Annotated in this window: 13 protein-coding genes; 8 read left to right on the top strand and 5 right to left on the bottom strand. The window is 56.9% G+C overall.

Annotated features, from left to right (window positions below; genetic code table 11):
• Positions 1 to 164 precede the first annotated feature (164 nt).
• Together EH206_RS17585 and tcdA are read left to right on the top strand one after the other, a co-directional pair.
• Positions 165 to 2,423: a molybdopterin guanine dinucleotide-containing S/N-oxide reductase gene (locus tag EH206_RS17585; protein ID WP_009114167.1), complete on the top strand. Its 2,259-nt coding sequence runs from the start codon at positions 165 to 167 to the stop codon at positions 2,421 to 2,423.
• Positions 2,424 to 2,470: 47 nt separating this feature from the next.
• Entirely contained in the window at positions 2,471 to 3,283 is an 813-nt protein-coding gene (gene tcdA, locus EH206_RS17580) for a tRNA cyclic N6-threonylcarbamoyladenosine(37) synthase TcdA (protein WP_009114166.1), read from the top strand.
• Positions 3,284 to 3,328: 45 nt separating this feature from the next.
• Here the strand turns inward: tcdA and csdE are convergent, their stop codons facing one another.
• Positions 3,329 to 3,769: a cysteine desulfurase sulfur acceptor subunit CsdE gene (gene csdE / locus EH206_RS17575; protein WP_009114165.1), complete on the bottom strand. Its 441-nt coding sequence runs from the start codon at positions 3,767 to 3,769 to the stop codon at positions 3,329 to 3,331.
• An 11-nt stretch (positions 3,770 to 3,780) separates the two neighbouring features.
• Complete coding sequence (gene csdA / locus EH206_RS17570; RefSeq protein ID WP_009114164.1) at positions 3,781 to 4,986, bottom strand: cysteine desulfurase CsdA; 1,206 nt, start codon at positions 4,984 to 4,986, stop codon at positions 3,781 to 3,783.
• A 183-nt stretch (positions 4,987 to 5,169) separates the two neighbouring features.
• Here csdA and EH206_RS17565 point away from each other — a divergent pair, with 183 nt between their 5' ends.
• The 4 genes from EH206_RS17565 to rlmM all read left to right on the top strand — a co-directional run bounded on the left by EH206_RS17565 (position 5,170) and on the right by rlmM (position 8,340).
• Positions 5,170 to 5,391: a YgdI/YgdR family lipoprotein gene (locus EH206_RS17565; protein ID WP_009114163.1), complete on the top strand. Its 222-nt coding sequence runs from the start codon at positions 5,170 to 5,172 to the stop codon at positions 5,389 to 5,391.
• A 482-nt stretch (positions 5,392 to 5,873) separates the two neighbouring features.
• Entirely contained in the window at positions 5,874 to 6,797 is a 924-nt protein-coding gene (locus EH206_RS17560) for a transcriptional regulator GcvA (protein ID WP_009114162.1), read from the top strand.
• 54 nt (positions 6,798 to 6,851) lie between these two features.
• Positions 6,852 to 7,247: a DUF423 domain-containing protein gene (locus EH206_RS17555; protein ID WP_009114161.1), complete on the top strand. Its 396-nt coding sequence runs from the start codon at positions 6,852 to 6,854 to the stop codon at positions 7,245 to 7,247.
• Positions 7,240 to 8,340, top strand: a complete 1,101-nt coding sequence (gene rlmM, locus EH206_RS17550; RefSeq protein ID WP_009114160.1) for a 23S rRNA (cytidine(2498)-2'-O)-methyltransferase RlmM — start codon at positions 7,240 to 7,242, stop codon at positions 8,338 to 8,340. The genes EH206_RS17555 and rlmM overlap by 8 nt, the downstream gene beginning before the upstream one ends.
• Before the next feature lie 58 nt (positions 8,341 to 8,398).
• Here the strand turns inward: rlmM and xni are convergent, their stop codons facing one another.
• The 3 genes from xni to queF form a co-directional block, all read right to left on the bottom strand.
• A complete protein-coding gene (gene xni / locus EH206_RS17545) occupies positions 8,399 to 9,163 on the bottom strand; it encodes a flap endonuclease Xni (RefSeq protein WP_009114159.1) in 765 nt (254 codons plus the stop codon).
• Between the two features lie 71 nt (positions 9,164 to 9,234).
• Entirely contained in the window at positions 9,235 to 10,599 is a 1,365-nt protein-coding gene (gene ppnN / locus EH206_RS17540) for a nucleotide 5'-monophosphate nucleosidase PpnN (RefSeq protein ID WP_009114158.1), read from the bottom strand.
• A 136-nt stretch (positions 10,600 to 10,735) separates the two neighbouring features.
• The gene (gene queF, locus EH206_RS17535) at positions 10,736 to 11,584 is read right to left on the bottom strand and encodes an NADPH-dependent 7-cyano-7-deazaguanine reductase QueF (protein WP_009114157.1); all 849 of its coding nucleotides are present in this window, start codon (positions 11,582 to 11,584) and stop codon (positions 10,736 to 10,738) included.
• A 73-nt stretch (positions 11,585 to 11,657) separates the two neighbouring features.
• Here queF and syd point away from each other — a divergent pair, with 73 nt between their 5' ends.
• A complete protein-coding gene (syd, locus tag EH206_RS17530) occupies positions 11,658 to 12,206 on the top strand; it encodes a SecY-interacting protein (RefSeq protein ID WP_009114156.1) in 549 nt (182 codons plus the stop codon).
• Positions 12,207 to 12,597: 391 nt separating this feature from the next.
• Entirely contained in the window at positions 12,598 to 12,720 is a 123-nt protein-coding gene (locus tag EH206_RS23530) for a hypothetical protein (protein WP_255342498.1), read from the top strand.
• Positions 12,721 to 12,742: the final 22 nt, after the last annotated feature.

The raw sequence follows: 12,742 nt of genomic DNA, 5'->3' as shown, positions 1-12,742 counted from the left end.
TTTTATTTTCTAGCGGAACCCTATCCTGACGCCTGTTTTAAACAAACGTTTAAATTCGTATAAGCAATGTTGAATTACGCATAAATCGTTGAGGATTTGGAGGATTGGGGAAGGCGCGGATTCACGCTATTATATAGCCTGCTATTTACTACCCTGAGGTCGTCATGTCGATTAAACGTTATCCACACCTGGCTCACTGGGGCGCGTTTACCGCCGTTGTTGAAGACGGAAAATTGATTGGCTGCGAGCCATTCGCGGGCGACCCTTCACCTTCCCCGATGCTCGACTCCATTGTCCCGCTGGTCTATTCGGAGCGCCGCATCCGGCGGCCAGCGGTGCGCCGTTCCTGGTTGCAGCAGCGTGAAAAGAGCGATGGTTCGCTGCGCGGCAAAGAAGACTTCGTCGAGGTCGACTGGGACGTGGCGCTCGACCTGGTGGCGGAGGAAAACCGCCGCATCCGCGATCGCTACGGCGCCGACGGGCTGTTTGCCGGTTCCTACGGCTGGTCTTCCGCCGGACGCTTTCACCATGCCCGCTCCCAGGTGCGCCGGTTTTACTTTTCCGGCGGCGGCGCGGTGGATCAGTTGGGCAACTACAGCTGGGGATCGGCGCAGTTTTTCCTGCCGTATGTGATCGGCACCTTCCATCCGCTGACCGGCAAGGTGACCGAGTGGCGCAGCGTCGCCGAACACTGCGATATTTTTCTCGCCTTTGGCGGCCTGGCGCTGAAAAACGCCCAGGTGGCCTCCGGCGGCGCGGGGCACCATACGCTGCAGCCGGCGCTGGAAAAGCTGGTGGCGAAGGGTATTCCGGTGATCAATATCAGCCCGATGCGCGATGACTGCCCGGCGTTCGTCAATGCGGAGTGGATCCCTATCCGCCCGAATACCGATGTCGCGCTGATGCTGGCGCTGGGGTATGAGATTCAGCGCCTGGGGGCTGACGACAAGGATTTCCTGCAACGTTACTGCGTTGGCTACGAGCAACTGACGGATTACCTTGGCGGCCGTAGCGACGGCACGGCGAAAACGCCGGCCTGGGCCAGCGCCATTACCGGCATTCCGGCGGCGCGCATCGAGCGGCTGGCGCGGCAATTGATCGGCGTGCGCAGCTTTATCACCTGCTCCTACTCCGTTCAGCGGGCGCATCGGGGCGAACAGCCTTATTGGATGATGATCGCTCTGTCGTCGATGCTGGGGCAGGTCGGGCTGCCGGGCGGCGGTTTCTCGTTCGGCCACGGCTCAATGAACAGCGTCGGCAACGAACGTATCGCCACCCCGGCGCCGGCGTCGCCTTCCCATCCGAATGCCGGGCGGTCGATCCCGGTGGCGCGCATCGCCGATATGCTGTTGCATCCCGGTCAGCCCTATACGTTTCAGGGGGAAACGCATCACTACCCCGATATCCATTTGATTCACTGGGCCGGGGGCAATCCTTTCCATCATCACCAGCAGTTGAACCGGCTGGTGGAGGGGTGGAGCAAGCCCGACACGGTGGTGGTGCAGGATATCGTCTGGACGCCGGCGGCGCGGATGGCGGATATCGTGCTGCCGGTGACCACCACTCTGGAGCGCAACGATATCGGCGGCTCTTCCCGCGATCGCTTTATTTTCGCCATGCATCAGGCCATCGCCCCGCGGCATCAGGCGCGCCATGATTTCGACATCTTCAGCGAACTGGCGGAGCGGCTGGGCTATGGGGATGTTTTCACCCAAAACCGCAGCGAGCGGGAGTGGCTGACCACGCTCTATGACGAGTGCCGCGCCAGACAGCAAGAGGCCGCGCAATCCTGGCCGTCGTTTGACGAGTTCTGGCGGCAAGGGCACGTCGAGATCCCGATGGACGACAAGCCGTTCGTCTTCTTTGAGGATTTCCGCCGCGATCCGCAGCAGCATGCGCTGCAAACGCCCAGCGGTAAAATCGAACTGTTCAGTTCCACCATCGCCGGGTACGACTACCCCGACTTTGCGCCGCATCCCGAATGGCGGCCGCCGGTTGAATGGCTGGGGGCGTCGGCCACGCAAACCTGGCCGCTGCACTTTATTTCCATTCAGCCTGGCGATCGGCTGCACAGCCAGCTGGCGACGACGCCGCAGGTCGAAGCGAATAAAACCGCGGGCCGGGAGACGCTCTATATGCATCCGCAGGATGCGGCGGCGCGCGGCATAAACGAGGGTTTCCAGGTGGAAGTCAGCAACGATCGCGGGCGTATTTACGCCGGCGTGCGGATCACCGACGGCGTGACGCCGGGGGTGGTGATTATGGCTACCGGCGCCTGGTTCGATCCTGGTTTCGGACAAAAAGAGTGGCACCCGGTCGAGCAGTCGGGGAACGCGAACGTGCTGACGCTGGATATAGGCACCTCCTCCTTGACGCAGGGGCCGAACGCCATGAGCTGCCTGGTGGAGGTGGCGCCGGTTTAGGGGTATCCTGTGGCGTTTTTATTTTCCCGATTTAAAGGTTGGCAGCAATGAGTACGCAATTATCCGAAGCCTATCTACAGCGTTTCGGCGGCACCGCGCGTTTATACGGTCGGCAGGCGCTGGCGCTGTTTTCTCAGGCGCATGTCTGCGTGATAGGCATCGGCGGGGTGGGGTCATGGGCGGCGGAAGCGCTGGCCCGCACCGGCATCGGCGCCATCACCCTGATTGATATGGATGACGTGTGCGTCAGTAACACCAACCGGCAGATCCATGCGCTGCGCCAGCATACCGGGCAGGCGAAAACCGAGGTGATGGCCGAACGCATTCTGGCCATCAATCCTGAATGCAGGGTGACCTGCGTGGATGATTTTATCAGCGCCGAGAATGTCGCGGCGCTGCTCGACGGCGATTTCAGCTACGTGATCGACGCGATTGACAGCGTGCGCCCCAAAGCCGCGCTGCTCTCCTACTGCCGGCGTTACAAGATCCCGGTGGTGACCACGGGGGGCGCCGGCGGACAGATTGATCCGACGCGTATCGCGGTGGCCGATCTGGCAAAAACCATTCAGGATCCGCTGGCGGCCAAACTGCGCGAGCGGCTGAAGCACGACTTTAACGTGGTGAAAAACAGCAAGGGCAAGCTGGGGATAGACTGCGTGTTTTCCAGCGAGCAGCTGGTTTATCCGCAGCCCGACGGCTCGGTGTGCGCCTCGCGCGGCAGCGCCGAGGGGGTAAAACGCATGGACTGCGCCTCCGGTTTCGGCGCCGCGACCATGGTGACGGCGACGTTCGGTTTTGTTGCCGTTTCCCATGCGCTGAAGAAGATGATGGCGAAAGAGGCGCGCCGGTCAGGGGCCTAATCCTTGCCGTTCCATCCGTGTTTTTGGCGTCGGCCGGCGTAAAAATCAGCCCTGTTCCGCAATCGCCCGCACCCTGGCGGCCAGCGCCGCCAGGCCGCTGGAGCGGGAGGCGCTGAGCTGCGCGCGCAGTCCCAGGGCGTCGAACAGCGCCAGCGGATCTTCCTTAAGCAGCTGATCGGCGGTTTTTCCTTCCACTGCGGTGAGCAACACTGCCAGCAGCCCGCGCACAATGCGCCCGTCGCTGTCGCCGTAAAAGTGCAGCGTGCCGTCTTCCTGACGTTGATAACCCAGCCACACCTGATTTTCGCAGCCGGTCAGCGCGATATCTTCGCTTTTTAACCTTTCCGGCAGGACGGGAAGCTGTTTGGCCAGTAAAATAAGCTGCCGGTAGCGTTCCTCCCATGAACGACAGGCGTCGAAACGCGTTTTCAGGTCGGCGGCGCTAATCTGGCGGCCGAACGGATGAGGGGCGAGTGTTATCGTCATGGTGATAGCGTTTAATCCGTGAGTAATTCAAGCGCCGTGCCGACGGCGGCAATCAGCGCATCGATATCCTGCTGATTATTATAGGGCGCAAACGACGCGCGCAGCGTACCGTTGACGCCGAGCGCGGCCATCAACGGCTGGGCGCAATGATGGCCGGCCCGCAGCGCCACACCGCTCTCGGCCAGCAGCGTCACCAGATCGCTATGGTGAACGCCGGCGAAATCGAAAGAGAGCACGCTCGAATCAGCGCAGCGGAAACTGCGAAAGCCGGGGAATTGCGCCAGCTGATTTTCCGCCTGTCGGGTCAGGTTCCGGCTGTACCGTTCCGCCGCCGGCCAATCCTGTTGCGACAGCCACTGCAACGCGGCGGACAAACCGAGAACGCCGGCGATATGGGGCGTACCCGCCTCAAACCGCTGGGGGATCGCCTGGGGCGTAAATCCGTCAAAGGAAACCTGGGTCATCATTTTGCCGCCGCCCTGCCATGGGGTCATGCTTTCCAGCAGGGCCGTTTTGCCATACAGCACGCCGAGGCCGGTGGGCGCATACAGCTTGTGGGCGGAAAAAGCGTAAAAATCAATATCCAGCGCCTGAACATCGGGCGGGCTGTGCGCTATGCCCTGCGCGCCGTCCACCATCACCGCCGCGCCGTAGCCGTGTGCCAGCTGAATGGCTTTTGCCAGATCGGGCATGCCGCCGGTGACGTTGGACATCTGCCCCAACGCCAGCAGGCGGGTTCTGGGGTTGAGCAAATCGGCGAGCCGGTCGATATCCGGCAATAGATCGGCGCCGATGGGCAGTTTCACCACGCGCGCGCCGGTTTGCTGCGCCACCATCAGCCAGGGGATCAGGTTGGCGTGGTGTTCCGCTTCGCTGACCAGAATCTCATCCCCCGCCCGCAGCCGCGGACGCGCGTAGCTTTGCGCCACCAGATTGATTGCCTCGGTGGTGCCTTTGGTCCAGATGACGGCGCGCGGGTCCGCCGCATGAATAAGCGCGGCGACCTGCTGCCGCGTATGCTCAAAACGCTCTGTTAGCCGCAGCGCGGCGCGGTGCTGGCTGCGATGAACCGTGCCGCTTCCCTGGCGATAAAACTGTTGTACGGCGTCAATAACCGGCTGCGGCTTTAATGTGGTGGCAGCACTGTCAAGGTACACGCCCGGCTGGATAAGCGCGGGGAAATGCTGGCGGAAAATTGTGGCGTTAAACCGTGTCATGAGCGTCCTCTTGTGGGAGTCAGATCCTGTCTCATTTTGATGGGGGAAACAAGTTTAGGACGATGCTTAGCGCCACTTTGTGGAAAAATTGATAAACCTTGCTATGCTTTAAAATGTTAATGTTCAGAGTTTCATGATGTATAGGGTTGATTGGAAAATATTTTTATCCATTGGGAGTTAATTATGAAGAATAAAATCTCTATTTTTGCCGCTATCGTAATGGCGTTTTCTCTGGCCGCCTGTTCCAGTAATTATGTTATTCATACCGACGACGGGCGCACCATCGTTGCCGACGGCAAACCTAAAGTTGATGATGATACCGGCCTGATTAGCTATACTGACGCCTACGGTCAGAATCAGCAGCTTAACCGCGCCAATGTTAAAGAAATCGTTGAAGCGAAGTAGTTATTATGGTTATAAAAATCGCCGGGAGCGATTTTAAACGACGCCCTGCGACGGCCTGAAAGAGGTGGCGGGCAGGATAGCCCGCCATAAAAAATCGCCGGGAGCGATTTTAAACGTCGCCCTGCGACGGCCCGAAGGGTGGCGGGCAGGATAGCCCGCCATAAAAAAAGCACCGCATCCGCGGTGCTACATAAAATCACTATGGACAGACAGGATAAATGTACAGGAAGTGAAAAGGTAGCCCGGCTACCCTGTCCGCAAAGGCAGACAAATGAATCGCAAACACAACATCACAACCACCAGCCAAAAGCACCTCAGGTCACCCCTCCGCACTTTTCTTTCCGGCTCAGGAAGTTGCGCTAATATAGGTATTTGCTGGTACATCCTCAACGGACAATTTATAATGCCTCGGATTACAAAATCTAATAGATAAATATATGGGATAAGCGCCATATTTATCGGTCAATAAAAGAATTTCATTCATGTCAAAACGTTTACCTCCGCTTAATTCTCTGCGGGTATTTGATGCGGCGGCCCGGCACCTGAGCTTTACTAAAGCGGCGGAGGAGCTGTTCGTTACGCAAGCGGCGGTCAGTCATCAGATTAAGTCTCTGGAGGATTTTCTGGGGCTGAAACTGTTTCGCCGGCGTAACCGCTCATTGCTGCTTACGGAAGAGGGGCAAAGTTACTATCTTGATATTAAAGAAATCTTTTCCTCACTCAAAGAAGCGACCCGTAAATTACAATCCCGCAGCGCCAAAGGCGCGCTGACCGTCAGTCTGCTTCCGAGCTTTGCCATTCACTGGCTGGTTCCGCGCCTTTCGAGTTTTAATGCGGACTATCCGGGCATTGACGTGCGCATTCAGGCGGTGGATCGTGACGAGGATCGCCTGTCGGACGATGTGGACGTCGCCATCTTTTACGGTCGCGGCAATTGGCCGGGGCTGAGGGTGGATAAACTGTATGCCGAGTATCTGCTGCCAGTCTGCTCGCCGGCGCTGCTGACCGGAAATCATCCGTTGAAAACCCCGGCGGATCTGGTTGCGCATACGCTGCTGCACGATGCCTCGCGCCGTGACTGGCTGGCTTATACCCGCCAGCTCGGCGTACAGATTAACGTGCAGCAAGGCCCGATCTTCAGCCACAGCGCGATGGTATTACAGGCGGCGATCCACGGGCAGGGTGTGGCGCTGGCGAACAACGTGATGGCGCAGACGGAGATTGAAGCCGGGAGACTGGTTTGTCCTTTTAATGATGTGCTGGTAAGTAAAAATGCTTTTTATCTGGTATGTCATGACAGTCAGGCGGAACTGGGTAAAATAGCCGCCTTTCGGCATTGGATTCTGGCTCGGGCGGCCGGCGAGCAGGAAAAATTCCGTTTCCGTTACGATAACGGTACGCGCTGAGGCCGCTGGTGGACGGGTCTTGGCTTCACAGACCGATTGAATTGGATTTCAACAATGAATAGTCGTTTTATGCTGGTGTTTTCCGCCATCAGCGGTTTTATTTTCGTCGCCCTGGGGGCATTTGGTTCTCATGTGTTAAGTAAAACGCTGGGGCCGGCGGAGCTGGACTGGTTACGGACCGGGCTGGAGTATCAGGCGTTTCATACGCTGGCGATTCTGGCGTTGTCTGTTTCTATGTATCAGCGCCCCAATCTGTGGTTTTACTGGAGCAGCCTGTTTCTGGCATTGGGTACGGTGTTGTTCAGCGGCAGTTTGTATTGCCTGGCGCTTTCGCATCTGGAGCTGTGGGTTTATGTTACGCCGCTTGGCGGGTTCTGTTTTCTGGTTGGGTGGTTGTTGATGTTGGTTGGCGCGTTGCGTCTGAAGAGAAAGGCTGAACGCCATGAATAAAGTTATTTTGTACTGCCGTCCCGGTTTTGAAAAAGAGTGCGCGGCGGAAATAACCGAAAAAGCGGCGCATCATAACGCCTATGGTTTTGCCCGGGTAAAGGATAACAGCGGGTATGTGATATTCGAGTGTTACCAGCATGAGGACGCCGAGCGGCTGATAAAAGAGCTACCGTTTCATGAACTGATTTTTGTCCGCCAGATGTTTATCGGCGGCGATCTGTTGCGCGACCTGCCGCCGGAAGATCGCATCACGCCCATTGTCGGTATGCTGACCGGCGCCGTTGAACGCGCCGGCGAACTGCGGGTGGAAGTGCCGGATACCAATGAAAGCAAAGAGCTGATGAAGTTCTGCCGCAAGTTTACCGTACCTTTACGCGCCGCGCTGCGCAAAAGCGGCATTCTGCTTGAGCGTGAAAAGGCTGAACGGCCGGTGCTGCATGTGCTGTTTATTGCCCCCGGCTGCTGTTACGTCGGCTATTCCTACAGTAATAACCATTCCCCCTTCTATATGGGGATCCCGCGCCTGAAATTTCCGTCCGAGGCCCCCAGCCGTTCAACCCTGAAGCTCGAAGAGGCGTTTCACGTCTTTATTCCCGCCGATGAATGGGATGAGCGTCTTGGCAGCGGCATGTATGCGGTCGATCTGGGAGCCTGTCCCGGCGGCTGGACATATCAGTTGGTGCGGCGCAGCATGATGGTGCACGCCGTGGATAACGGCCCGATGGCGCCGAGCCTGATGGATACCGGGCAGGTTATTCATCATCAGACCGATGGTTTTCGTTTTGAGCCGCCGCGCAACAACGTTTACTGGCTGGTGTGCGATATGGTGGAAAAGCCGGCCAAGGTTACCAGTCTGATCGCCGACTGGCTGGTTAAAGGCTGGTGCCGGGAAGCGATATTCAACCTGAAACTGCCGATGAAAAAACGCTATGAGGAAGTTTCGCAGAACCTGGCGTTACTCCGCGAGCGGCTGGAGGAAAACGGCATTAATGCGGAAGTTCATGCCAAACAGCTCTACCACGACCGCGAAGAAGTGACGGTGCACGCCCGCCGTTTCTGGGCCGCGGTGCCGGGCCGGCGCGATGAGCGGTAGCATTCGCCAGGGGCGGCGGAAATGGGGCATTTTTGCGGGAACGACGGGAGAGTCGGGATTAAGGATTTTGCGGCGGCAACCGTAACTGCTGAAGATTGCCGTCCAGCGTCAGATCCCGGCTGAGCGTCGCCACCCGGCGGCTGATAAAGGCCATTTCCCGCTGCTGTTCCAGTTTGGCGCGCCATTTTTCCGCTACGTTTTCCAGTTGCTGATAAAGCGCGTCCAGACTTCCCGCCTGTTGCAGCAACAGCACCGCGCTTTTGGGGCCAATCCCGCTGACGCCGGGAATTTTACTGCTGCTGATGCCGGCCAGTCCCCAATAATCCGTAAGCTGCTGCGGCAGTACGCCAAACTCCTGTTGTACAAAAGGCAGATCCAGCCAGCGCTTCTGGAAGTAATCTCTGATTTGGATGGTCGGCGCCAGTAGCTGACAGTAACCTTTGTCGGTGGAGACAATGGTTGCCTGATGTCCGGACGCCGCCACTTTGCTGGCCAGCGTCGCCGCCAGATCGTCGGCTTCGTTGCCGGGCGAATGCCAACTGGCGACGCCCATCGCGGCAAATGCGGCTTTGATTTGCGGCAGTTCCTGTTTGAGGTTCTCCGGCATCGGCGAGCGCCCGGCTTTGTAGTCGGGTAAAATCCGATGGCGCCAGCTGGCGCTGCGATCTTCATCGTCAAATACCGCGACGGCGTGGCTCGGCTGGCTGTGTTGCAGCAACTGGCCCAGCGCATGCTGACAGGCCGTGATGCAGGGCGAGCCTTGTACCGCATGGATCCGCCGTATCAGGTTAAGCGCATCGACAATCAGCAAATGTACGGGCATGGGCGGCTTCCTGGTGATGTCCCTTGTCTGCGGGGAAGGTGCGTTTCCCCGCGTTGGCGTCAAGCAGACGGCTAAGCGCAGATCTCGTAGCAGGGAATATAGGCGCTGCCGGGCAGTTTCATGCGCTGCTGCGCCACGAAGCCCTGTAGCAACCTATCCATGCTTTTCATCATCAGCGGGTCGCCATGGAGTTTATAGGGGCCTTGCTGTTCAATGGCCTGAATGCCGACCTCCTTAACGTTTCCGGCGACGATGCCGGAGAAGGCGCGCCGCAGCGCCGCAGCCAATTCTTCCGCCGGTTGGTCGGGATGCAGGTTAAGGTTGGCCATATTTTCATGGCTGGGATTGAACGGCAATTGCAAGTCCGGCGCAATGCGCAACGACCAGTTAAAGCTGTATGCGTCGCCGGTATGGCGGCGGCTTTCCTTGACCAACGGCATCGCTTTTTTCATCTGACGAGCGACTTCCGCCGCGTTATCAATCACGATGGAGTAGTAACGGCGCGCCTGGCGCCCCAGGGTGCCGATAATAAACTCATCCAGTACGCGGAAATAATCGGCGCTCTCTTCCGGCCCGGTGAGGATGATCGGCAACACCTGTTCGCTGTTCTCCGGATTCATCATAATCCCCAGCAGATAGAGGAACTCTTCCGCCGTACCGACGCCGCCGGGGAAAATAATGATGCCGTGGCCGATTCGCACAAAGGCTTCCAGCCGTTTTTCAATATCCGGCATGATAATCAGCTCATTCACCAGCGGGTTAGGCGGCTCCGCGGCGATGATGGAGGGTTCCGTCATACCGATAAAACGCCCGTCTTTATAACGTTGCTGAGCATGCCCGACGGCGGCGCCTTTCATCGGCGCTTCCATGGCTCCGGGGCCGCAGCCGGTACAGATGTTCAGCTCGCGCAGGCCGAGCTGGCTGCCTACTTTACGGGCGTAGAGATATTCGGTTTCATTGATGGAGTGTCCGCCCCAGCACACCACCATATTCGGTTCTTCGCCAACGTGAAGCGCTCTGGCATTACGCAAAATAGAGAAAACCAGATTGGTGATATGGGAGGAGTTTTCCAGATTCAGGTTGTAGTAGCGGCCGGCGTCGGCGATTTGCCCGTTAACAAATAGTATGTCGCGCAGCACGGCGAACAGGTTGGCCTGCAGCGAACGGATAATATAGCCGTCGACAAAGGCTTCCTCCGGCGGGTTAACCAGCTCCAGTTTGACGCCGCGTTCACGGCGCAGCACGTTAATATCAAAGTTCTCATAACGGGAAAGCAGCTCTTTGCTGTTATCCGTCTGGCTGCCGGAATTCAATACCGCCAGGGAACAGTTGCGAAACAAGCGGTAGAGATCGCTGCTGGCGGAGCTTTTCAGCATATCCACTTCCAACTGCGATAACAGATCCATAGACCCTAACGGGCTAATATGTGTAATCAATGTTGCTCCTTAAAATGCAGTAAAATCCGCTGAGGACGGCGATCGATTTTTTCTTGATATCCCACCTTAGCGTGCCGCTATCATTTTTTCCAATCATCACCGCAGCCGGAGACGAAAGTTGCGTAACGCTACGCATTTATTGCCGAGGCAGTCGTCCGGTCGCCGGGGTGAAAGGGGCATTGCTGCGCCACGGATTGATGTCCAGTCCGCCACGGCGCGTGTAGCGGGCGTAAACGCTAAGCTGTTGCGGCCGACAGTAATGCATCAGATCGTTAAAAATCCGCTCGACGCATTGTTCGTGAAACTCATTGTGATGGCGGAATGACACGATATAACGCAGCAGCGACTCCCGATTAATGCGTTTCCCCCGGTAGCGAATCTGGACCGAGCCCCAATCCGGCTGATGGGTAATCAGACAGTTGGATTTCAGCAGATGACTGACCAGCGTTTCCTCCACCCAGGTTTCATCCTGCGCGTTTGCCGCCAGATAGTCGGCGTTGAATGCATAGTTGTCGATGCGAATATTCTGATCGTCGATACATTCGCCATGAAAGGCGGCGATAGGCCGGCCTTCCAGTTCACCGAGTCTGAACAGCGTTACCTTGACCTGGCCTTGCGCGCATTGGGCAAGATCGTCGATTAGCGTGGCGCGCACGCGCTCCCAACTGTCGAATACGGTTTGGTTGAAGCTGTTGAGGTAAAGTTTAAAACTTTTCGATTCAATCAGATTCAGGCTGGCGGCATCCAGATGCATTTCACCCACGGCGACCTGAGGAACGCCGTTTTGGTTAAGCCAGGAAAGCTCATACAGCGTCCAGATATCCGCGCCGTGAAACGGCAGTTTCTGCGGCAGGATGCCGAGCGGTTCACGGTTCAGACTGCGGGGAACGGGTTGTAATAAACCGGCATCGTAGCGATCGTGATAAGGTGTTGGTTTTCCCAGCGTCAGCCCGCTCAGGGCCTGATGCTTGTCGTAAGCGGACATGCTGTTGCCTTGATGTAAAAGATAGGATATTGGCGAGTAGTGTAACCCGACTAACAGAATGATGAGAAAAATTATGGATTATGAGGTAACTCAGGCATTGGCGGCCTTTACCCGGCGCTATGTCGACTTATGGCGGCAGGAAACCGGCCAGCCGCCCTCCAGCGAGGCGTTATACGGGGTTCCTTCCCCTTGTATTACCGCCAGCCGGGAAGATGCGGTTTACTGGTTGCCGCAGCCGTTTTTACCCGCGGCGGCGCTGGACGGCGTCGAACGGGCGCTGGATATCAGCCTGCATCCGGATATCCATGCGTTTTATACCGCGCAGTACGCCGGCGATATGGCGGCGCGCTTCGGCGCGGTCGCGTGCGTTTTGCTGCAGGTCTGGAGCGAGGAGGATTTTTCCCGCATGCAGGAGAATCTGATCGGCCATCTGCTGACGCAAAAGCGCTTAAAACTGCCCCCGACCCTGTTTCTGGCGACAACCGACTCTGCAATGACGATGATTTCGCTCGCCAATATTTCCGGTGAAGTGATTCTGGAGGAGTTTGGCACCCGAAAACATCAGGTGCTGGCCCCGACGCTGGCGGATTTTCTCTCTGGTCTGCGCCCGTTGATAAGCTAATCATTAATCGTGTTTCACTTTTTGTCGTGTGAGATATCTCTTACATTTTCTGTGAGAGATCTCTCATCTTTTATATGTAAGTTAGCAGGCCTGTTTATTTTGTCATTATTAATTAGTTGGTTAAGTTTATTTGTTTTCTTTTTTCGCCGCGGCGATTGATAAACATTGTTATTTTCCCCTTGCTGAAAGGAAACAATTAATACATCTTATTACTTAAATTGGTAACCGGTTACACTGGGTTTGATGATAGTCATCGGTCATGATGAATGATTTATCAGGTTCTGTTTTAAGGGAGAAATAAGTTTCAGGAAGAAACCGGGACACCTCCAGGAAGGAGACTGAGAGCCGCACGGGAAGTGGCGGTGGGGCTGGAGCCTGATGGGATTGAGTCATGGACGATACAGGATGGATAAGTCAGGAAGAAAGTCGGACGCCAGCAGGGATTGTCGGTCAGGAAGACCGCCAGGGAAAAGTTTTCAGGGATGAGCAGGGACGCAACGGTGTAGCGGGATAGCTATAAAACGAACCGGGGGTAC

It is taken from the genome of Brenneria nigrifluens DSM 30175 = ATCC 13028 (assembly GCF_005484965.1).
Classification (GTDB): Bacteria; Pseudomonadota; Gammaproteobacteria; order Enterobacterales; family Enterobacteriaceae; genus Brenneria; species Brenneria nigrifluens.
The sequence above is the reverse complement of the archived record's forward strand: the minus strand, read 5'-3'. Positions and strand labels throughout refer to the sequence as shown.